This window comes from Pontibacterium sp. (assembly GCF_964228735.1).
GTDB lineage: Bacteria > Pseudomonadota > Gammaproteobacteria > Pseudomonadales > Balneatricaceae > Pontibacterium.
The window spans coordinates 19,721-41,489 of sequence record NZ_CAXRBQ010000122.1 but is presented as its reverse complement, the minus strand read 5'-3'; the positions used below and the strand labels follow the sequence as shown (position 1 = coordinate 41,489).

At 54.0% G+C, this 21,769-nt stretch carries 20 protein-coding genes; 10 read left to right on the top strand and 10 right to left on the bottom strand.

Translation table 11 applies throughout. The annotated features are described in order from the left end of the window. Window positions 1-79: 79 nt before the first annotated feature. The 3 genes from ACEQ15_RS13845 to ACEQ15_RS13835 form a co-directional block, all read right to left on the bottom strand. A complete protein-coding gene (locus tag ACEQ15_RS13845) occupies window positions 80-385 on the bottom strand; it encodes a hypothetical protein (RefSeq protein WP_370279801.1) in 306 nt (101 codons plus the stop codon). Window positions 386-638: 253 nt separating this feature from the next. After that, on the bottom strand, window positions 639-944 hold the full coding sequence (locus ACEQ15_RS13840; protein WP_370279800.1) for a hypothetical protein: 306 nt from the start codon (window positions 942-944) through the stop codon (window positions 639-641). Window positions 945-1,177: 233 nt separating this feature from the next. Next, complete coding sequence (locus ACEQ15_RS13835) at window positions 1,178-2,248, bottom strand: nucleoid-associated protein (protein WP_370279799.1); 1,071 nt, start codon at window positions 2,246-2,248, stop codon at window positions 1,178-1,180. 135 nt (window positions 2,249-2,383) lie between these two features. Between ACEQ15_RS13835 and ACEQ15_RS13830 the strand changes: the two genes are divergently transcribed. Continuing rightward, window positions 2,384-2,917: a YaeQ family protein gene (locus ACEQ15_RS13830; RefSeq protein WP_370279798.1), complete on the top strand. Its 534-nt coding sequence runs from the start codon at window positions 2,384-2,386 to the stop codon at window positions 2,915-2,917. A gap of 45 nt (window positions 2,918-2,962) precedes the next feature. Further along, window positions 2,963-4,555: a Na/Pi cotransporter family protein gene (locus ACEQ15_RS13825; protein ID WP_370279797.1), complete on the top strand. Its 1,593-nt coding sequence runs from the start codon at window positions 2,963-2,965 to the stop codon at window positions 4,553-4,555. Here the strand turns inward: ACEQ15_RS13825 and arfB are convergent. Then, on the bottom strand, window positions 4,545-4,958 hold the full coding sequence (arfB, locus tag ACEQ15_RS13820) for an alternative ribosome rescue aminoacyl-tRNA hydrolase ArfB (RefSeq protein WP_370279796.1): 414 nt from the start codon (window positions 4,956-4,958) through the stop codon (window positions 4,545-4,547). The two genes, ACEQ15_RS13825 and arfB, sit on opposite strands and share 11 nt — an antisense overlap. Window positions 4,959-4,998: 40 nt before the next feature. After that, window positions 4,999-5,208, bottom strand: coding sequence for a PA3496 family putative envelope integrity protein (locus ACEQ15_RS13815; RefSeq protein ID WP_370279795.1), 210 nt, complete (start codon window positions 5,206-5,208; stop codon window positions 4,999-5,001). A gap of 467 nt (window positions 5,209-5,675) precedes the next feature. Between ACEQ15_RS13815 and ACEQ15_RS13810 the strand changes: the two genes are divergently transcribed. The 3 genes from ACEQ15_RS13810 (at window position 5,676) to ACEQ15_RS13800 (ending at window position 9,708) form a co-directional block, all read left to right on the top strand. Next, window positions 5,676-8,411, top strand: coding sequence for a GNAT family N-acetyltransferase (locus tag ACEQ15_RS13810; protein WP_370279794.1), 2,736 nt, complete (start codon window positions 5,676-5,678; stop codon window positions 8,409-8,411). Between the two features lie 293 nt (window positions 8,412-8,704). Further along, window positions 8,705-9,400 carry an AzlC family ABC transporter permease gene (locus ACEQ15_RS13805; RefSeq protein ID WP_370279793.1) on the top strand — a complete coding sequence of 232 codons (696 nt, stop codon included), beginning with the start codon at window positions 8,705-8,707 and terminating at the stop codon, window positions 9,398-9,400. Continuing rightward, window positions 9,379-9,708 (top strand): branched-chain amino acid transporter permease, encoded by a 330-nt coding sequence (locus ACEQ15_RS13800; protein WP_370279792.1) that lies wholly within the window; start codon window positions 9,379-9,381, stop codon window positions 9,706-9,708. The genes ACEQ15_RS13805 and ACEQ15_RS13800 overlap by 22 nt, the downstream gene beginning before the upstream one ends. A gap of 60 nt (window positions 9,709-9,768) precedes the next feature. On the opposite strand, the gene ACEQ15_RS13795 is transcribed toward ACEQ15_RS13800, so the two are convergent. After that, complete coding sequence (locus ACEQ15_RS13795) at window positions 9,769-10,101, bottom strand: ArsR/SmtB family transcription factor (RefSeq protein ID WP_370279791.1); 333 nt, start codon at window positions 10,099-10,101, stop codon at window positions 9,769-9,771. 261 nt (window positions 10,102-10,362) lie between these two features. Between ACEQ15_RS13795 and ACEQ15_RS13790 the strand changes: the two genes are divergently transcribed. From ACEQ15_RS13790 to ACEQ15_RS13780, 3 genes are read left to right on the top strand one after another with little or no spacing between them, the layout of a single operon-like run. Further along, entirely contained in the window at window positions 10,363-12,933 is a 2,571-nt protein-coding gene (locus tag ACEQ15_RS13790; protein ID WP_370279790.1) for an RND family transporter, read from the top strand. Beyond that, window positions 12,926-13,732 (top strand): outer membrane lipoprotein-sorting protein, encoded by an 807-nt coding sequence (locus ACEQ15_RS13785; RefSeq protein ID WP_370279789.1) that lies wholly within the window; start codon window positions 12,926-12,928, stop codon window positions 13,730-13,732. The genes ACEQ15_RS13790 and ACEQ15_RS13785 overlap by 8 nt, the downstream gene beginning before the upstream one ends. Further along, the gene (locus ACEQ15_RS13780; RefSeq protein WP_370279788.1) at window positions 13,729-15,054 is read left to right on the top strand and encodes a hypothetical protein; all 1,326 of its coding nucleotides are present in this window, start codon (window positions 13,729-13,731) and stop codon (window positions 15,052-15,054) included. Before ACEQ15_RS13785 ends, ACEQ15_RS13780 begins: the two co-directional genes overlap by 4 nt. Window positions 15,055-15,084: 30 nt before the next feature. On the opposite strand, the gene ACEQ15_RS13775 is transcribed toward ACEQ15_RS13780, so the two are convergent. After that, window positions 15,085-16,362: a GGDEF domain-containing protein gene (locus tag ACEQ15_RS13775; protein WP_370279787.1), complete on the bottom strand. Its 1,278-nt coding sequence runs from the start codon at window positions 16,360-16,362 to the stop codon at window positions 15,085-15,087. A 237-nt stretch (window positions 16,363-16,599) separates the two neighbouring features. Further along, a complete protein-coding gene (locus tag ACEQ15_RS13770) occupies window positions 16,600-17,010 on the bottom strand; it encodes a DUF2892 domain-containing protein (RefSeq protein ID WP_370279786.1) in 411 nt (136 codons plus the stop codon). A gap of 226 nt (window positions 17,011-17,236) precedes the next feature. On the opposite strand from ACEQ15_RS13770, the gene ACEQ15_RS13765 reads away from it, so the two are divergent. Further along, window positions 17,237-18,181, top strand: coding sequence for a universal stress protein (locus ACEQ15_RS13765; RefSeq protein ID WP_370279785.1), 945 nt, complete (start codon window positions 17,237-17,239; stop codon window positions 18,179-18,181). A 22-nt stretch (window positions 18,182-18,203) separates the two neighbouring features. Here ACEQ15_RS13765 and xthA read toward each other — a convergent pair whose 3' ends face one another. Continuing rightward, complete coding sequence (xthA, locus tag ACEQ15_RS13760) at window positions 18,204-19,019, bottom strand: exodeoxyribonuclease III (RefSeq protein WP_370279784.1); 816 nt, start codon at window positions 19,017-19,019, stop codon at window positions 18,204-18,206. 233 nt (window positions 19,020-19,252) lie between these two features. On the opposite strand from xthA, the gene gor reads away from it, so the two are divergent. Further along, window positions 19,253-20,608: a glutathione-disulfide reductase gene (gene gor / locus ACEQ15_RS13755; protein ID WP_370279783.1), complete on the top strand. Its 1,356-nt coding sequence runs from the start codon at window positions 19,253-19,255 to the stop codon at window positions 20,606-20,608. A gap of 74 nt (window positions 20,609-20,682) precedes the next feature. Here the strand turns inward: gor and ACEQ15_RS13750 are convergent, their stop codons facing one another. After that, the gene (locus ACEQ15_RS13750) at window positions 20,683-21,702 is read right to left on the bottom strand and encodes a diguanylate cyclase (RefSeq protein ID WP_370279782.1); all 1,020 of its coding nucleotides are present in this window, start codon (window positions 21,700-21,702) and stop codon (window positions 20,683-20,685) included. Window positions 21,703-21,769: the final 67 nt, after the last annotated feature.

Here is a 21,769-nt window from a genome sequence, read left to right as displayed (position 1 = left end):
TGGAGGCGTTCTGAAGACAAAAGAAAACCCCGGCAACCAGAAGTTGGCGGGGTTTTCCCGGAAGATCTAACAGGCGCTATTACTTAGCGATGTTAGAAACTTCAGCGATAGCAGCTTCGCGAGCTTCAGTAGCGATTGCAGTGAACGCTTCGCCCTGTGCTTTCAGCAGTTCGAACAGTGCAGTGTTCGCTTCTACGTTGAATGCGATTACTTCTTCAGGAGTTTTCAGGTTTTTAGCTTTTTCAGCTTCGGATTTGAAGAAGTTAGTCAGCTCTTCGCCAGTTTTCTGCTGCTGAGCAACAGATTTGGAGATAGCGTCAGCCTGAATAGTCATCAGGGTTTTAACTGCTTCGAATGGCTTCTGGAAGTCTACTGGGTTAGTCATGATCGATGCTCCAATAATTTTGTTGCAGTGCAAAATTGAATATGGGGCCATATTACTGGTGAAAAATCGTACAGTCAACACTTTTTTGTGCAGTGCACAAAAAATATTCTGAGTATTTTGCAATGACTGGAATATACGGTGTGGTGTGGCCTGGAATGGAGAGGCTGTTAGTCTGGCAGGAGGCATGGTCCAGACATAAGAAAACCCCGGCGACGTCCAGTCGGCGGGGTTTCCCGGTTCTAACTGACTGAGATTACTTAGTCAGGTTAGACACTTCAGCCATAGCAGCTTCGCGTGCTTCAGTCGCAATCGCAGTGAACGCTTCGCCCTGAGCTTTCATCAGTTCGAACAGTGCTTTGTTAGCGTCCATGTTGTACTTGATTACGTCTTCTGGAGTTTTCAGCTCTTTAGCTTTTTCAGCTTCAGTTTTGAAGAACTCAGCCAGCTGTTCACCGGATTTTTTCTGCTGTTCAACAGATTTGGTGATAGCGTCAGCCTGGATGTTCATCAGGGTTTTAACTGCTTCGAAAGGCTTCTGGAAGTCTACAGGTGCGTTCATCTTTATCTTCTCCGTAAGTATATTGCGATGCACAATTGGAATTTATTGTAGGCGAAAAATTGATCGAGTCAATATCTTTTTGTGCGTTGCACAATTCAGATCGGCAGACCGTGAACTGCTGTATGGCTGCTGTGAATTGCACATAGTCTGGCGGGAGAATGTGACAAGGATATGTCGGCAAGGGTGCACTTTTATTGCAATGCACCCCTGCGACGTAGATCGGTTGGAATGTGTTAGCCGTTTTCCTCTTCCAGTGTGGCGCGAATCTGGTCGAGCACTTTGCTTGGCAGGCGCTTCAGCGTCAGGGTGCCGCTGGCCTCATCAAACTCGATATCCTTGCCGGATTGCGCAGGACCCAGCGCTTTCTTGGTGAAATCCAGCTGCCAGTTGTCCGCCTTCGCTTTGAGTTTGGAGAAGCGATTGATCGTACTGGTGTGCGGCTGGAACTCGTGGCTGACATTGTACGGCCCGCCGTTGGCGAACGTACCAAAGGTGCCTGCCATGGTTTCCGCCTGCTCCGGTGGAATGTAGGCATCAAACAGATTCTCGATATCGTTCAGGTTGGCGGTCTGTTTTTCAGAGCGCTGACGCTCCAGGTAGCTCACCACGTCTTCAACGATCTCCTCCTTCTTTTCGCCCAGATCGTGCTGGCTGCAGAAATCTTTGGCCGCCTTGATCAGCTCGCCGGTGGATTTACGTGACGGTGTTACATCGGTGCAACCAAAGGCGGTGGAGAAGTAGTGGGTGATCTCGCCCTTCTGCTTACTGCCGATAAAACTCAGGTAACTGTCTTTACCCTGTTTGAAGGTGGTGATGTTGATACGTGCGGCCTGGTGCAGCTGCTCCAGGTTAACCTCAATCACTTCGGTTGGTTGCAGGCTGTCATTCAGGGCGATGCTGCTGCGGTCACGCACCAGGGCGGCCAGCAGATAGTCGGCACGGTCACTGCCGTACACGGCAAAGATCACGTAGCCGCCGGTTGCCGAGCGGGCGGAAGGGGCTGCGATGGCCGCTGCCAGCTGGGACATACCGGCTTCTACCAGTTGCTCGAAGTTCTCAGGGGCTTCTTCATTAACCAGGAATTTTTCAAAAGAGGAGATAAACGGGTAACCCTCTTCGTTTTCCTGGTTAAACGAACCGTGAGTCAGGGAGGAACGGCGCTCAAAGGCGTTGAGCAGTGACTCGAACAGGTTGTGGATCATGCTGTTGTCGGTATCCATGATACCGCCCTTATCGCTGATCTTTGCTGTTTCTTCGTCGGCTTCTTTTAACAACTCACGAATGGCAAGGTGCTTGAGTTCCATCGTCTCTCCGGCAGGCTGGATTGGGCAGATAAGAGGGCAATTCTAGCGCAATTTATCGCGTCACTGCGATACCTGATCAGGCGGCTTAACGTATAATGCCGTCTTTCGATTTTTGCCTACAGGAAGCCTGCCGCTATGGCGCTGAAGCCGACCATCTACAAAGTGGACCTGAACCTGGTTGATATGGACCGCAACAACTACCAGCAATGCAAGCTGACGATCGCGTTGCACCCATCGGAGACACCCGAGCGGATGATGGTGCGCTTGCTGGTGTACGGGCTGAATCAGGACCAGGGCCTGCAGTTCAGCCGTGGTCTGTCAGCCACTGATGAACCGGACCTGTGGATTATCCGTCCGGATGGCAGTGTTGATCACTGGATTGAGGTTGGCCAGGCATCGGCGGATCGTATCCGCAAGGGAATCAGCCGGGCGCCTGAGGTATCTCTATATGCCTACGGCAGCGAAACCGACATCTGGTGGGAGAAGAACAAAGATAGCCTACAGGCGCTGCCGAAGCTGTCGATCTACCGCTTCAACTGGGAAGAGATCCAGGCGCTGACACCGATGGTGACGCGTAACATGGAACTGACTATGACCATCAGTGACGGCGACCTGTTTATTGCCGACGATCAACATCAGGTAAGCCTGAGCCTGCAAAAACTTTCATAACGCAGGCAGTTACTCCCGCAGCAACTATGCTTTCTGGATACGGATATGTTGCTGACGGGAGCGGCGATGCTATTAGGACTGCTGCAGGCACTGGGTGGCCTTGGGGTGTTTATTCTCGGCATGGTGATCATGGTCGATGGATTGCATTCCGGGGCGGGCGAGGGGCTGCAGCGACTGCTGGCACGTTCCACACGGAGCCCACTCAGCGGCGCAATCACCGGCGCGGCCTCCACCTCAATCCTGCAATCCTCCAGTGCCACGACCATCGCAGCGGTGGGTTTCGTCAGTGCGGGCTTACTCTCCTTTCCCCAGGCCTTGGGGATTATTTACGGTGCTAACCTCGGTACCACTGTTACCGGTTGGCTTGTGGTTTTTCTGGGGTTCAAGCTCAAGCTGGGGACATTGCTGCTGCCCCTGATCTTTCTGGGCGCCATGCTGCGTATCTTTGCCCGCGGACGACTGTCGGATCTGGGCTATGCACTGGCTGGATTTGGACTGATCTTTCTGGGGATCGGCCAGATGCAGCTCGGTATGCAGGATTTCGGTGATGTGCTGACTCCTGATGCCTTTCCTGACGATAGTTTTACCGGGCGCCTGCAGCTGATTGGATTGGGCGTCACCATCACCTTGATTACCCAGTCCTCCAGTGCTGGAGTGGCCACCATGTTAACGCTGTTGTATGCCGGGAGCGTTAACTTTGCTCAGGCAGCGGCCGTAGTGATCGGTATGGATCTGGCCACGTCAGTTAAGGCGCTGATCGTCACGCTGGGTGGGCGGGCCGAAGCGCGCCGTACGGGGGTATCTCATCTGGTGTTTAATTTGGCCACCGTGGTGATTGCGCTGTTGATGCTCCAACCCTTTATCTATGCCTGGGAGTGGGTGGCAGGGCAGAACATTGAGCAGTCAGCCGAGATCGCATTGGTGGCTTTTCACTCCGCATTTAACCTGGCAGCGGTGGTGGTGATGCTGCCGTTTGTGCACCTGTTTGCACGGTTTATCGAGTTTTTGGTGCCTGATCGTGGTGAAACGCCAACCCTGCGGCTTGATCCGTTGCTGTTACGCGAGCCGTCTGTAGCCCTGCATGCAGCGCTGCCTCAACTCCAACAGCAACGTGATCTGGTGTGTGAGCAATTAGCGATATTACTGCGCGGAGAGCGTGCTGACCGGGAACGGCTGGCGGAGCTGCAGCATAATCTGGATCATCTGCACAAATTTCTCGACGCAATGGATCTGAAACCCGATCAGGCACGATTGTGGCACACACTGACAGCGATGATGCACGGTATGGATCACCTCCAACGCTTGCACGAACGCTGCGACGAGGAGCCGGAGCGAGGCATAACCGCGTGCACAATGAAATTGCTGCGCTCACCGCTGAAATCTTTGCGCTGGTATCTGCAAGCTGACCATGTTGATCCTGCGGTGCTGGAGGCCGACTACAAACGACTGGAACAACAGCGTACGCGCATCAGACAGGCGGTCATCGCCGATATGGTCAGTGGTGATCTGGAAGTAGAGGAGGGCACTGATCAATTGGAGGCGTTGCGCTGGCTGGTGCGGGTCAGCAAACATCTGTCCCGCATTGATACCCACCTGCAGGATGCCATGTTGCAGGATGGAAAATTACCTAGTAACTAACCTTGCCGCGCAGAGCTTTGGTCTGGCCGCGTTGGGTTTTCTTATCCATGCGTTTGCGTTGGGAGGAGCGGGTTGGCTTGGTGGCACGCCGGCTCTTCTGTACAACGGTAGCCTGTTTGATCAGCGTGACCAGGCGTGCGAGCGCGGCTTCACGGTTGAGTTCCTGACTACGGTGTTCCTGGGATTTGAGCACAATGATACCATCGTTGCTGATACGGCTATCGCTGAGGGCGAGCAGGCGCTCTTTGTAAAAATCGGGCAGGGAGGATGCCCGGATGTCGAACCGGAGATGGATAGCGCTGGAAACCTTGTTGACGTTCTGGCCGCCAGCACCTTGTGCACGGATTGCCCGTAGCTCGATCTCTTCATCCGGAATAGAGACGTTGTTGGATATCTTTAGCATCCCGTTACTCTATTCGCCGGATGGATCGGGGTAAAGTGTTTCAGTCTTCGTCGTCGAATACTTCGCGCAGTGCTTTTCGCAGTTCTCGTTCTTCCTGCATCATCTCAATACGGCGTCGCTTGCTCGGATTGATTCCGGACGACTTGTAGATAACGCTGGACTCTTCTTCGGCGGAGTCAAACTCTCCATCCGCCAGCCATTCCTCGTCGACCGGATCAGATGTCTGGTCGTGTCGCGGGTTTCTAGCCATGATCACCACCTCGTTTGATTATCGAGTATGTGCTGAGTATGGCCCAAATTTCGGAAAAATGAACAGAGAAATTCTAGGGGGTAAAAGTCCAGTTGGATGAGAAATTTTCAGATTGAGAGCCGTGTTGGGTTTGATAATTGAACTATTGTTCATTTAATAATCAAAACTGTTGTCAAGGTGGCGGTTTAAACAAATCCCTGAATGGGAGATCTACGACACCATGTCGCGGCTTCTAAGCCCGCCCGGATGGCGGTGTTGCCGCGTTATCGGTGTCTTTTCAAAGCGCGGTATGGGCATGTTCCGTACCGCGTTTTTTAATGCACGAATTTTACAGTGCGCAACTATGACCAATATCAAATGGTTCTAATTTTGCACCTGCGAAATTTAGACGATGGTAGTAGAATCAGCCACCGTAATATTTCCCTGCTATAACGTCATTAGATTCGCTGCACGCTTCGAGGTCCCACTTGAGTACCAAGTATCTCAAACGCTTTTTTAAACCCACTTCCATCGCTGTATTCGGTGCGTCCGAAAAAGAGAACAGCATGGGGGGCGCAGTGTTGCAAAACCTGCTGGAAGGTGGCTATCAGGGAGAGTTGATGGCCGTTAACTCACAAGGCTACGACAAGGTATTTGGCGTGCCATGCGTGAAAACCGTAGGTGATCTTCACCAGATGCCGGATCTGGCGATCATTTGCTCTCCTCCCGAGACGGTACCGGGCATCATCCGTAAGCTGGGAGCCAACATGGTGAAGGCGGCGGTGATCCTGACCGGCGGTCTTTCCAGCCTGAACGCGGAGACCAAACGCACACTGCACGACGAAGTACGCGAAGCAGCACGTCCATACGGTATTCGAATCCTGGGGCCGGATTGCATGGGTATGCTGGTGCCGGGGCACAAGATGAATGCCAGCTACTCCCACGTGAATATCCAAAAAGGGAAGGTGGCGTATGTGGGTCAGTCGGGGCTGTTGGGCACCGCTATGATCGATTGGGCTAATGGCCACGACATCGGTTTCTCCCACTTCCTGACCCTGGGGGACGGCGTCGACGTGGATCTGCCGTCGGTGGTGGACTACTTGGCGCAGGATCCATTTACCCAGTCGATCCTGCTACAGATCGATAGCGTAAAAGGCTCGTCGCGTAACTTCCTTTCTGCGATCCGTTCCGCGTCCCGTAATAAGCTGGTTTTGGTACTGAAATCTGACGTTATTCGTAACCAGCAGGTACAGAGCGATGTGGCGCCGGGCCTCGATGACGAGGATCAGGTGTATGACGCCGCTCTGCGCCGTGCCGGTGCCGTGCGTGTGGATACCTCGGACGAGCTGTTCAACGCACTGGAAACCCTGTCGCGCATGAAACCGATGCGCGGCGAGCGTGTGGCCATTGTTTCCAACGGTTCCGGGCCGATCTCACTGGCGACCGATCGCCTGCTGAAGAAAGGTGGTCAGCTGAGTGATCTGACGGAACAGACCATCGAGCAGCTGCGGGCGCACATGCCCGATCACTGGGATGGCCTCAACCCGGTGGATCTGCACGCTGATGCGACACCAGAGCGCTTTGCTGAAACGATTCGAATTCTGTCTAAAGACAAAAACGTCGACGGTATCATGGTGCTGCATGCACCCACACGCTTAGCACCGGGTGTGGAGACCGCTGATGAAGTGGTGAAAGTGGCGCGTAAAACCCCACGTAACGTACTGACCTGCTGGATGGGCCGTGCAACGGCGATTGAATCCCGTAACCACTTTACCAGCGCCGGTATCCCAACCTTTATCTCGCCGGAAGAGAGCGTAGACGCGTTTATGCACATGGTGGATTACCACCGCAACCAGGACGTGATGCGTCAGACGCCGATGCCGTATACCGAGCAGAACAGCCCTAACCACGTGCGCGCACGGGAAATGGTGCAAACGGCGCTGGATGAAAAGCGTGATTACCTGACTCACCCGGAAGTGGGTGATCTGCTGGATCTGTACGATGTACCGACCATCAACACCGCGTACGCTGATGACATCAACGGTGTGGTGGAGATCGCCAAGAACCTCGGTGGCTCTGTTGCGGTGAAAGCGCTGCACAAAGACAACGTCTATCCGTTTTTCTACGACGAGAAGTCCAACCAACGCTGGAAAGATCTGGCTTTAGACCTGTACTCCATCGGCGAAGTGAAACACGCGGTGACCAAATTGGCCTACCGTGTGGGCGAGCGTTACGAAGATCAGGACTGCATGGGCTTCTGTGTGCAGCAGATGAAACGTGGTTTCCAGTCCCTGCAGATCAACGTAGGCATCACCCGTGATCCAACCTTTGGTCCGATGATTATCTTTGGTGTGGGTGGTTACGCGGTAGACGTGCAGGCCGACCGGCAGGTGATGCTGCCGCCGCTGAATACGGCACTGGCGACGGAGTTGGTGAAACGATCCCGCGTGTATAGCGTTATCCAGGCCAACAGCTACCAGCCGGAGCGCGATTTGGAACAGCTATGTGATCTGCTGATCAAGCTGTCTGAGATGGTGGTCGACCTGCCGAACCTGGCCTGTCTGGAGATCAACCCGCTGCTGCTGAACAAACGTGGTTTGCTGGTGGTGGATGCCACCGTATCCTTGGGCGAAGCAGTGGAACCGGCGATCTCGCCATACCCGGAACACCTGAGCGAAGATATCACCCTGCGCCGCTCCAAACGCGCGGCTGAGATCCGACCGATCCGCGGTGAGGACGAGCCGAACCACCTGGCCTTCTACAACACGCTGAGCCCGGAATCGATCCGCATGCGTTACTTCTACAGCCGTGGTGTGCCTACCCATCAGGAGCTGGCGACCTGGACCCAGATCGACTATGACCGTGAGATGGCCTTTATCATCTCCGCACCGAAGCTGGAAGGTAAGGGCAGCGAGACCCTGGGTGTGGTGCGTGCCGTGACCGATGCGGACAATATCCGCAGTGAGTTCTCTATCGTTATCCGTGATGATCTGCAGGGCGAAGGCCTGGGCGAGATGCTGATGCAGAAGGTGATCGACTACTGTCGTGACCGGGGAACGCTGGAGATTATCGGCTCCACTCTGCCGTCAAATAAAGGGATGCAGGGATTGGCGAAGAAGCTGGGTTTCCGCAACAGCTTTAACGCGGAAGAGGAAGTGGTGGACATGAAAATGATGCTGAATGATCCGGTTGAAGACTGGCAGATCTACAGGCTCCAGCACTAAGCGGATTTAAAACTTTGTTTAAAATCCGGCAACCTCAAAATTAGCTGCTACACTGAATACAGGTTTCGTTTTAGCTGTTTATTTGTACTCTGGATTAGCAAGACGCAATACGCAGGTTAGGACATCTTCTCCGTAGCAGGTAAGTAAGCATTTGGGCCGCTCCTTGGGAGCGGCTTTTTTATGTGCAAAATTTGAATTCAAAGCGTTGCATAACACGCTATGCATTGGCAGCTAATCTGTGCAGTGCTAGCATTCCGCCTCTGTTTTTCGGACCTTACTTGCCAGCAGGAACAATGGCTACCTCTCTTAATCAAACCGTATTCAAGGCGACTGTGCCGGTGATGTTTGGATATATCCCGCTCGGTATGGCCTTCGGTGTTCTCTTCAGTGAACTGGGTTACCACTGGGCATTTGCCAGCGCGATGGGCATCTTTATCTTCGCCGGTGCGGCGCAGTTTCTCGCAGTGGGTTTGCTGGCTAATCAAGCCGGCCTGCTGGAGATCTTTATCACCACCTTTCTGCTCAACTCCCGTCATGTGTTTTATGGCATCTCGTTGATCAGCAGTATGAAAGCCAAAGGCTGGCGACGTTTCTATCTGATCTTTGGCCTCACCGATGAAACCTTCTCGCTGCTCACCTCTACACAGCCGCCGGAAGGGGTAGACCGTACCGACTACCAACTGCGGGTGACCTTCTTTAACCAGAGCTATTGGGTGATTGGATGTACCCTTGGTGGTTGGCTGGGATCGCAGATCAGCTTTTCGACGGCGGGCATCGAATTTGTGCTGCCTGCACTGTTTATGGTGCTGGCGATTGAGCAGTTCCGCCACTTGCGCCGGGCTATGCCGTTTCTAATGGCGCTGGTGATCGGCTTGCTGGTGTTGCTGTTTATCAGCCGGGATCAGATGTTACTGATCTCCATTATGATCTCAGTGGCGGTGTTGTTGCTGTACAGAGGAGGGGAGCGATGGAATCCGTACCGTACCTGATCGGCGTAATTGCCGTAATGACGGCCGCAACCTTCCTGACCCGGGTATTGCCCTTTGTGGTGTTGTACAAGGTGGCGGATCATCCGTTGCTACGTTATCTCGGTCGCTTTCTACCGCCGGTGATGATGGTGTTGTTGCTGATCTACTCGTTTAAAAACGAAGATCTGTTTGATAAAGGTTTCCTGCCGGAATTGGCGGGGCTGTTCGCGGTACTGGTTCTGCACCTGTCAATGCGCAATGCGTTGGTGAGTATTCTGGGAGGGACCGGGTGTTATATGGCGCTGATTCAGTTGGGGGGATTTGCCTGAACCCCTGCTGTTGGTGCAGCAACAGCAGTAGATTCAATATGGCGGTGGGTCCGGTTTTAATTACATCGATGGGCAGAACATCTCGTGCAGGGTATGGATAATACGCTGCGCGGTATCGCCCTCCAGTGAATAGTAGATGGTCTGGGACTCCCGGCGGGTTGTCACAAGGCCATCTTTGCGCAGAACCGCCAGATGCTGAGACAGCGCTGACTGGCTCAGGTCCAGGCAGGCATTCAACTCAGATACGGATAGTTCTTTGCCGTCGAGATAACACAAAATCAGCAGGCGGCTTTCATTCCCCAGAGCTTTCATAAGCTTCGCCGCTTTGCTGGCGTTCTCTTTCATCATCTCTAGCGTCGCCGGATCCATCGGCGGCAGAGCAGCTTGGTTCATTTCGTTCAATCTATCACCCAAGGTTTGTAGGTTTATTATTATTGTTGCAAATTTTACTGAATGTACCCTTCTATCTCAATTTTCTAATATAACGCTTTCTAATACTTCCTGTATGGAAATAGCATATAGACGCATTCGTGTATGTACAGGTTCGGGCTTTACTTTAGTGTAGGCTAATTTATTAATTGAAATATTAGAAAATACTAATATAATTTCAATCATCTTATCTTAGTCTTCGTCTGTTCATAGGAGCCGGAACCCATGTCGCTGCGAGATCGCCTCGTGTCATTTTCGATGGATAAGCCCAAGCAGGTGTTCTACCTGGTGTTGGCGCTGGTGGTGCTGGCCGCCATCCAGATACCGTCGATTCAGGTGGATACCGATCCGGAGAACATGCTGCCCCATGATCAGGTAGACCGTGCCTACCACGATGAAGTGAAGGAGCGTTTTGCTCTCCACGATATGATCGTGGTGGGGGTGGTGAATGAGGGGCATAGCAACGGTGTATACAACACGCAGACGTTAAGGGACTTGCATACACTCTCCACCGAAGTGCAGAAGATGGAAGGTGTAGTGCGTCAGGACTTGATGGCGCTGGATACGGTGGACAACATCACACAAGAGGGGTCGGGCAGTATCCGTTTTGAGTGGATGATGAAGCTGGCGCCACAAAGTGACGGCGATGTGCAACGTATTGAAGACGCGGTGGCCCGACTGCCGTTGCTGCAAAACACGCTGGTGGCGGACGACGGCAAAGCCGCCGCAATCTATATCCCGATAGTGGCCAAATCCGAGAGCTACCGGCTGTCGCAGGAGATTCAGGCCGTTATCGAGGGGCTCGACGGTCAGAACCAGTATTACATGGCAGGTCTGCCGGTGGCCGAAGATACTTTCGGCGTGGAGATGTTTATCCAAATGGCGATCTCAGCGCCGTTGGCCGGTCTGATGATCTTTGTTCTGATGTGGGTGTTCTTCCGCTCTGTCCTGCTGATAACCGCGCCGATGATTGTGGCGATGGCCACGGTGATTATCACCATGGGCCTGCTGATCGGCCAGGGATATACCGTGCACATCATGAGTTCGATGATTCCGATCTTCCTGATGCCGATTGCGGTGGTGGACTCGGTGCATATCCTGTCCGAGTTTGCGGACCGCTACCGCCCGGGTGAACACCCGCGCAAGGCGCTGCAGAATGTGTTGGGCCATCTGTTCACGCCGATGCTGTATACCTCGGTGACATCTGCCGTGGGTTTTGCCTCCCTGGCATTCACGCCGATCCCACCGGTGCAGATCTTCGGCTTGCACGTGGCGGCGGGTATCATGCTGGCCTTTGTGCTGACGGTTGTTTTTGTACCGGCTTACATCATCAGTTTGTCGGAACAGCGTCTGGCGGCGTTGAAAGACCACAACATTGAAGAGGACGACAATTCGCTGCTGGGGCGTGTGCTGGCGTCCACCGGTCGTTTCTCTTTGGCCCGTGCCAAGGGGCTGGTGGTTGTGTTTATTGCACTGGTGGCGATCTCCGTCTATGGCGTGAGCCAGATCCAGATAAACGACAACCCGATCCGCTGGTTTAAAGAGGATCATCGCCTGCGCATTGCGGATGTGGTGATGAATAACCATTTCTCCGGTACCTACGAAGCGTACCTGGTGCTGGAAAAACCGGACATGACAGCCGATCGCAAAGCGCTGGACGACGCACTTAAGCAGCATGTTGCTGACAATGTGCAGGTTGCTGAAGCGTTGATTCCGATGTTGGCCAAAGCGGATAACGTTAATTTCCAGATCTATGCCGACAACCTGATCACGGCTTTCGATGAGGCCTCGTACAACCAGCCTGAACAGGAACAACAGTGGCTGGCCCTGATGAGTATTGCAGAAGAGGCGCAGCAGAATGCCAAGTACTTCCTGACACCGGACGCGCTGAGCTATCTGGAAGCTTTGCAGGATCATCTGAATGGCTCTGATTACGTGGGTAAATCGAACGGGTTGCCAACGCTGCTGAAAACGGTGTACCGCGAGCTGAATGGTGGTGAGGCCGATCAATACAAGCTGCCGGGCAGTGCTGCGGCGGCTGCGCAGACCATCCTGAGTTACCAGTCGTCGCACCGTCCGAACGACCTTTGGCATATGGTCACGCCAGACTACCGGTCGACGGTGTTGTGGTTGCAGCTTAAGAGCGGCGACAACCAGGACATGAGCAAGGTGATCGATCTGGTGAACCGCTATGTGGAGGCCAATCCTCTGCCGCAGGGCGTGGAAGCCAACTGGGCGGGCCTGACCTATATCAATGTGGTTTGGCAGGATCAGATGGTGAACGGCATGCTCAACAGCTTGCTGAGCGCCTTCGTTATGGTGCTGCTGATGATGGTGTTCCTGTTCCGTTCCGTGAAGATCGGACTGCTCTCCATGCTGCCACTAACGGTGACCATCCTCTTTATCTATGGCCTGATTGGGCTGGTGGGCAAAGATTACGATATGCCGATCGCGGTGCTGAGTGCCCTGACGCTGGGATTGAGTGTCGACTTTGCCATCCATTTCCTGGAGCGCACCCGTGCCATCTACCGTGATACCGGTAACTGGCCGCAGACCATTGCCGAAGTATACAAAGGCCCGGCACGGGCGATCAGTCGCAACGCTGTTGTCGTTGCCGTGGGATTCACACCGTTGTTGTTCGCACCGCTGGTGCCTTATATCACCGTTGGATTCTTCCTGGCGACCATCATGGCGGTATCAGCGGTGGTAACCGTAATTCTGTTGCCGGCCGTGATGGATAACATCCGCAACAAGAATGCGCTGTTTGGCGCGCAGAAGGAGACCGAAAATGCGTAATCTGATTCGTTCCCTGAGTCTGGGTGTTGTATTGGCCCTGGCGCAGCCAGCGCTGGCGGCTGATCTAACTGACGTTAACGATATTATCGATAAGGCCAATCTGGCAGCGTACTACAAGGGGACTGATGGTCGTTCCGAAGCACGCATGGTGATTACCGACGGGCAGGGGCGTACGCAAACCCGCCAGTTCACGATCCTTCGCTACGACCGTGCCGACGGTGGCGATCAGGATTTCCTGGTAGCGTTCAGCCGTCCCGCCGATGTGCGTAATACCGTGTTTATGGTGGCCAAGCACATCGAGAGTGATGATGACCGTTGGCTCTACCTGCCAAGTCTGGACCTGGTGAAACGCATCTCCGCCGGTGACAAGCGCACCAGCTTTGTGGGCTCTCACTACTTCTATGAGGATGTTTCCGGGCGCAATATCACCGAAGACAGTCACCAACTGGTAGACACAACCGACCAACATTATGTGGTGGATAACACACCAAAAGATCCAGCCAGTGTGGAGTTCAGTCAGTACCGTGTTTGGATCGACAAAGCGAATATGCTGCCGGTGAAGATCGAATACAAGGACAGCGCCGATCGCCTCTACCGCCGCGTAGATGTGTTGGAAGTGCAAGATATCCAGGGCCATCCTACTGTTACTAAGTCACGTGTAAGTGATCTGGTATCGGGGGGCAACACCACCATGGAATTCCGTTTCATCAAATACGATGTGGGGCTGGACAGCTCTGTGTTTACCGAACGTTCTCTGCGTAAGCTGCCGCGTCAGTGGTTGCGGAGACCGAAGTCATGAGCGAATGCTTCACCCCGGTAACAGATCGGCGGCTGCAGCCGCTTGTTCTGGCCGTAACGCTGGCTCTGGGCAGTGTTCAGCCGCTTTTGGCATCTGACGACTGGGGTGACGACAGTTGGAGTGACGACAGATGGGGCGAGGAAGCAAATGCCTCTCCGCGTTGGCACGGGTTTGTGGAAACCGCAATCGGTGCGCGTTTAGATGAGGATCCGGCGTTGCCGGACGATGACCTGAGTCTGGCGGATCTGCGTGCGCAGCTGGAGATCTCTGATTATGTGGGTGAGAACCGCTACAGCCTGAAGGCGGATCTTTATGCTGACGGAGTTGAGCACGGCCTGCATGGCGAGCTGCGCGAAGCGTTGCTGGACCTAGGCCCATCGCAGAATACAGATCTGCGTATCGGTCAGCAGATCCTCACTTGGGGCACCGGGGACCTGTTGTTTATCAACGATCTGTTTCCCAAGGATTGGGTGTCCTACTTTGCAGGACGTGATGACCAATACCTGAAGGCACCGTCCGCAAGTGCCAAGCTGAGTTATTACAACGACAAGGCCAACCTGGATCTGGTGTGGACGCCGCGCTTTACCGCTGACCGGTTTCTCGACGGTGAACGTTTCTCCTACTTCAATGCCATGAGCGGGCAGCAAACCTCAGCGCATCTCGTACCTATTGATCCTGAGGATACGCCCGACAATGGCGAATTGGCATTGCGTCTGTACGGCACGGTCGACAGCACCGAGTGGGCGCTGTACGCCTACAGGGGGTTCTGGAAACAACCCAATGCGCTGACTGCCGGTGGTGATGCTTATTTCAGTCGGCTGGATACCTTCGGCGCCAGTGTGCGGGGCAATTTGGGGGCAGGAATCGCCAATGCCGAGTTTGGCTGGTACGAAGGGGAGGACTCTCGCGGTGATGATCCGCGGGTGCCGAACGATCAGTTGCGTGTGCTGTTCGGCTACGAGCAGGAGCTGGTCGCCAAGCTGACCGGATCGCTACAGTACTATCAGGAGTGGATTCAGGACTACAGCGCACTCACCCGGACAGACGGCAATTCACCCTATCGTCCGGATGAGCACCGCCATGTGTGGACGCTGCGTCTGACCTACCGGATGCTGCAGGATAACCTGATCCTGTCCTGGTTTAACTACTGGTCTCCATCCGATGAAGACCTGTTTATGCGCCCGTCAGTGTCGTATCGCTTTGACGATAGCACTTCGCTGGTGATGGGGGCTAACGTCTTTAGCGGCAATAAGGCACATACTTTCTTTGGGCAGTTTGAAGATGCCAGTAGTGTCTATGCACGCCTACGCTACAGTTTCTGATCGGTGGGTTTGCCGGTCAGGCCTCTCCATTCAGGCATAATCCTTCCGAGTACGTCGACGCTTCGGCGCTTCCGGTTTGTAGTGGGCTGCAACTGACTGGTTGCGGCCATTTTTCTTTGCTTCGTACAGGGCGTTATCTGCCTCTTTGATCACCGCCATCGGGTCGGCATATTCATCGGTTTTTTCACACACACCGATACTGATGGTGACACTGGTGTAGTCCGCATTCGCCTTGTTGTTACGCATCTGCGCGCCCTTTTTCTCGTCTTCAGGGCGGTTATCGCTGCGGATATACATCGGGTAGTTGGCGATCAGTTCACGAATCTGTTCTACAAACGGCAGTGCCTGGGCTTCATCCTTACCCGGGAAGACCAGGGTGAACTCCTCCCCCCCATAACGATAGGCCTTACCACCACCGCTCACCGTTGCCAGCTTCGCCGCCACCATACGCAACACCTGGTCACCAATATCGTGACCGTAGGTGTCGTTAAACTTCTTGAAGTGATCGATATCCACCATGGCGATGGTGTAACGCTTACCCAGGGTCGCCAGTTTGTCCTGCAGCGCGCGCCGGGCGGGGATCTCGGTCAGCTCATCCAGGTAGGCCATTTTGTGGCTGCTCTGTACCACGGAGATACCCATCCCGATCAGGGCCGCTGTGATCAGCAAGGTGGAGATATTGGGCTGATCAAACCAGATAAAGATACCGAGGCTGGCGATCAGAGAGATCAGTACACCGGTACTGCCGTAGCCGCGTTGGGTGATGAAATAAATCAGGTTGGTGATTAATGCCACGCCAAAGAACACGGCAGCCATGTTGCTGAGGAAGCGGCCATCAATAAACATCTCAAACATGTTGGTAGGCAGGTTGGGTAACTGGCCCGCCAGCGCCTCATTGCTCCACAGCAAGAGCAACAGGATGTAACCCAGCAGTACGCCCCCAAGGCGTGTTAATCCCAGGGGAGTGAACAGGCCCTTCTCGCTGTAGGTGGCGATAAAGGTGATATTGATTGGGACCAGCAGGCTCAGGGCGCTGAAGAGCACATAGGCACCGGGCTGATCCAGACTGACCTGGAGTCCGAGTTGGATCAGCAGATAGGCACTGATCAGGTTAAGCGTGGCAAAGAGAATCTGATTTCGGTTAAAGCCGTAGGCCATCAGTGCCACGCCGGTGGCAAGCGCATAGGGCAGTTGGCTGAGGGTGAGTTTGTGTGCGGCAGGCAGCTGCGCGACCGGATCGATCAACAGACCAGCGGCTATCAACAGAAGCAGTGCTGGTGCCAGCAGTTTAAGAAATCGAAGGGCCAACCGAATGTCCTTATTAGTAATACAAGAAATTGCGCTGAGTATTGTAAACAACATCGGCCGTGTTTGCTTTTTCTGTACGTGAGATTTCTTAATAAAATCAAAAGAGAGAAGGATGGCGGGCGTCGTGGTGGGAGAGAAGAAAAAACACCGCCCAAATGGGCGGTGCAAAGCTCCCGGATAGATGGAGTGTGTTGAAGCGTGCTGCCGAAGGCTTGCTGTATCTTCGGCAGGGGAAACTTAGGCGGTGGTTTGTTTCATACCCAGCATGCGGGCGATCATGATCGCCGGGCACCAACCGGTGAATGCGGACTGCGCCAGGCTGGCACCCACAATGGCGGTCACGATCAACACCTGATTGGAGATTGCAGCAAACATCACCGCACCTACAGTGGCCATGACGATCAGTCCGGCAATGATGTGTACACCCTGATTCACAGTCATACCCGGTGTACTGCAGGATTCCGCTTTCAGGCCGATCATCTGGAAGATTGCGACAGCAGGGCACCATTTCGTGAAAGCAGACTGGAAAAGGTTCAGGCCGACAAAGCCGGTCAGGTAGTACCAGTATTCGTTGACGTAGGTCCCCAACGCCAGGCTGACGAGAATGACAGTACCTGCCATCAGGCGAAGTGCAGCATTGATGGTCATCGTATTCTTCCTGTGAGTTCGAATCGAAAAGTAGAATTGGCTTATATTATATATTAATAATATCTAATATAAAGTTGGTTTTTAGAACTGATTCGTTGGACAGAAAAGATAGCTATTCAGTTTGGGTATAAACCTGTCTGCGCCTGTTCGGTAATTCTGATCAACTACTACAGAATTCGGGCTTTGGGCTAAGCTTCCTACATGCGTTAAAACGCGGTAAGTGATTATGCCTGACATCCAGCGTATCCTCGTCCATATCAGTCCGGACAATGACAACGGCCCAATTGTTGCGCGGGCCAGCCGTATCGCGATGGCGACCGGCGCCTCGGTTGAGCTTTTCAGCTCTGTATACAGTGCCTCCCTCCATCAGGCCTACCTGTTCGATAAAAAAGCTGAGCTTCACGCTGAACATGGATACGTTAAAGGTGTAGAAGCCAAGCTGGAGCAGATTGCCTACCTGTTTGATGCTCAGGATATCCGCGTCGGTGTGGATGTGTACTGGGCGCAACAACAGATCGATGGGATGATGCGCAAAATACTGCGTTTCGAACCCGACCTGGTGATGGTGGCGCACAGTCACCACAATATCCTGGCCGAGCTGTTTGTGGGGGACAGTGACAAACGTCTGATCCGGGAGTGTCCGGCGCCCCTGTTGCTGACCCGGTCCCAGGGCTGGCCTGACCATATCTGTATTGCCGCCGGGGTTGATCCCTTGCATGCCTGTTCCGAGCCCATGAGACAGGACCGGCTTGTCCTGGAGACTGTGCAGCAGCTGGCATCGGTACTGCAAGCCGATATGCGGGTGGTGCACAGTTTTCATACGTTGCCGCAGGCCGCCATCTTTGACGAACATCTGGCAACCGACTACGAAGGGTTACATCTTAAGGTGTTAGCGGAACACCGCGCATGTCTGAACGACCTGTTAAGGCCGTATGCGCTGGATGCTGAAAGTGCTGAAGTCAGTGTGCTGGAAGGCGAAGCGCACAAAGTGCTACCGCGCTACGTGCGGGATATCCCGGTCACTATTCTGACGGTAGGGCACGTGAGCAAAGGTGTATTGGAGCGGGTGATCAGTGGCAGTACGGTAGAGCGAATGCTGGATAGCCTGGAATGTGACCTGTTGGTGGTAAAACCGCCGGGCTTTGTCTGCCCGACGGAATACGACATCTGATCTGACAAAGGCGCTCTGAAAATCAGAGCTTAAACTCCGCCCACAGTGGTGCGTGATCAGACGGTTTCTCCATGCCACGAATCTCGTAATCAACGCCGGCACTCACGCATTTGTCCAGCAGGCAGTTCGTCACCAGAATACCGTCGATGCGCAGGCCGCGTTTCGGTTCACGATCAAAACCACGGGAGCGGTAGTCAAACCAGCTGAAGGTTTCGTGGTTGTCCGGGTGCAGATGGCGGAAGGTGTCGGTCAGGCCCCAACCGGTCAGGGTTGTCATCCATTCACGCTCGATTGGCTGGAAGCTGGCTTTACCGGATTTCAGCCAGCGCTTACGGTTGTCCTCGCCGATACCGATGTCACAGTCTGCTGGGGAGATATTCAGGTCACCCATCACCACGATTGGCTTACTTGGATCGCAGTTCTGCTCAAGGTGGATCTGCAGGTCGGCGTAAAACTTCTCTTTGGCCGGGAACTTGGTTTCGTGGGCGATGTTCTCACCCTGTGGGAAGTAACCGTTCAGAACCAGAACGGTGCCGCCGTTGCCGTCGCTGAACTCGCCCATGATCATACGACGCTGGGCATCCTCGTCATCGGTAGCAAAACCTTTCTGCAGTGACAGCGGTTTCTCTTTTGAGATCAGGCACACACCGTAGTGGCCCTTCTGGCCATGAAACTCAACGTGATAACCCAGTGCTTCAACATCAGCGACCGGAAACTCCTCATCCGAGACCTTGGTTTCCTGGATGCCGATTACATCGGGTTGATACTTGTCGATGACCGCTTTCAGCTGGTGCAGACGGGCACGCAGGCCGTTAACGTTGAAGCAAATGAGTTTCATCTGAAGCTGTTCTCCGGGGTTAAAAATTGCAACACAGTGTATCAGAACACATTTTGGGGTGAGTACCGCCAACGAAAAAAGTTATGCTGTTATAAATCAGCAGCTTGTGCATCGCTAATAGAGGTATGCAATCTGGTGGTTAGATCTTTTTTATTGGTAGCGCAATACGCTCCACGCTAGAGTAGTGCGCAGCAAATTAAGAGTTAAAGGCAGAGAGCATAAGGAGCTGCATAGTGGCAGATTTTGATTTTGACCTGTTTGTAATTGGCGCGGGTTCCGGTGGCGTTCGTGCCGGACGTATGGCCGCAGCGATGGGCGTTAAAGTTGCCGTGGCGGAAGATCGTCACCTGGGCGGCACCTGTGTGAACGTGGGCTGTGTACCCAAAAAACTGTTTGTGTACGCGTCTCACTATGCTGAAGACTTCGAAAACTCTCGCGGTTTTGGTTGGACGCCTGGTGACGCCGGATTTGACTGGCCAACCCTGCGCGACAACAAAACCAAAGAGATCGAACGCCTGAACGGTATCTACAACAACCTGCTTGTGAACTCCGGCTGTGAGCTGATCCACGGTCGCGCCACGCTGGTAGGTCCGCACACCGTGGCGGTGGGCGACAAGACCTACACCGCAGAGCGTATTCTGGTGGCTGTGGGCGGCTGGCCGAATGTACCGGAATTCCCGGGCAGCGAGCACGTGATCAGCTCCAACGAAGTGTTCTACCTGGACGAATTCCCGAAACGTGCGATTGTTGTTGGCGGCGGTTACATCGCGGTTGAGTTTGCGGGCATCTTTGCTGGTCTGGGTGCAAAAACTGACCTGATCTACCGTGGTGAGATGTTCCTGCGTGGCTTCGACAACGAAGTCCGTGAGTTCACCGCCGAAGAGGTGGCGAAGAAAGGTATCAACCTGCGCTTTAACACCAACATCACCGAAATTGAAAAGCAGGAAGACGGTACCCTGGTTGCAACGCTGACCGATGGTTCTACCGTTGAAGCTGACGCCATTATGTATGCCACTGGCCGTAACCCGAAAGTGGCGGGCCTGGGCCTGGAAGAGCTGGGTATCGAGCAGGGCAAGAACGGTGCAATCATTGTCAATGATGATTTCCAGACCAACGTACCGTCTGTTTACGCAATTGGTGACGTGATCGATCGCGTGCAGCTGACACCGGTTGCGTTGGCCGAAGGTATGGCACTGGTGCGCAACCTGTACGGTGGTCAGAACCAGAAGGTGGACTACGACCTGATCGCAACGGCTGTATTCTGTCAGCCTAACATCGGTACCGTGGGCCTGACCGAAGAGCAGGCCCGTGAACGCTACGAGAATGTGGATGTGTATAAGTCCAGCTTCCGTGCGATGAAACACACGCTGAGCGGCAGTGACGAGAAAACCTTTATGAAGATGCTGGTGGATCGTGACAGTGACAAAGTGCTGGGTGTGCACATGGTGGGTCCGGATGCGGGTGAGATCATCCAGGGCATCGCGGTCGCACTGAAGGCTGGCGCCACCAAGGCGGTTTTCGATTCAACGATTGGTATCCACCCGACGGCCGCTGAAGAATTTGTCACCATGCGTGAGCCTGCCAAGTAAGCAGATCAACACGCGATAGCCAAAACAAAAACGGGTAGCAACTGCTACCCGTTTTTTTATCTCTGGATCGACGTTTACCGCCCGATCTGCACCTGGTTACGGCCGTTCTGTTTGGCGCTGTATAACGCCTGGTCGGCACGGTCGATCAGCGTATTGATCGAATCTTCCGGTTTGCTGCTCGCCACGCCGAATGACGCGGTGATGGAACTGATCACTTCGCCGGACTTCTTCTGCTTGATACGGATCGCCTGGATCTTTTCACGCAGCTGGTTGGACAGGTCAACCGCTTGTTCTATGGATGCAGACGGCAGCAGTACGGCAAACTCTTCACCGCCAAAGCGCACCGGCAGCATCGGCTCCGGGCAGAACTCACGCAGCAGCTTGCCTACGTACTGCAGTACTTTGTCACCCATCAGGTGGCCGTAGGTATCGTTGAAGCGCTTGAAGTGATCGACATCCACCAGAACCAGCGTTACGGCGCCTTCGGTGCCGCCATACAGCAGCGTGCCCAATTCGGATTCGAACACACGACGGTTGAACAGGCCGGTCAGTGGGTCAACACGGGCGTCCTGGCGGGTTTTCTCCAGCTCGGCTTTCAGAGATTCGATCTCGGCCTGAGCGTCATCGATCCGCTGCTGGAAGCGCTGGGTGCTGTCGCTGATATCCTGGGTTTTACGGGCCAGTGTCTGGATGATGGTTTCCAGCGGCAGGGCCGGGCCCCCATCAGCTTGCAGTGCATCCAGGCTGTCCTGCAGTGTATCGGAGTAATCTTTGGTTTGTTCGGCGGTTTCCGCTGCATGTTCGTGCAGGTTATTCACCAGCGCGATCAAGCCGGCTTGCACGTTCTCAGCGCTGTCGACCTCATCTTTGATCATGTGCTCGCGGAACATCTGCTCGCCCACCAGGTTGGGGCAGGTGCCATACGTCGTGAGGGTTTTATCCAGCTCCTGATTCAGTTCAGGCACGCGGTTGGACACATATGTGTACCAGAGTGCGTAGTTCAATGGATTTGGTGGAATGTTATGTTTCACCATCAACGGTATGGCTTGCCGCAGGTATTCGGCTGCCTGGCTGGTGTTTTCCGCGAATTTCATACAACCCCTCGCGCGTCACTACAAACGATTAACGCGTATCCCCTGACAACCTGCAATCATCCTGTGC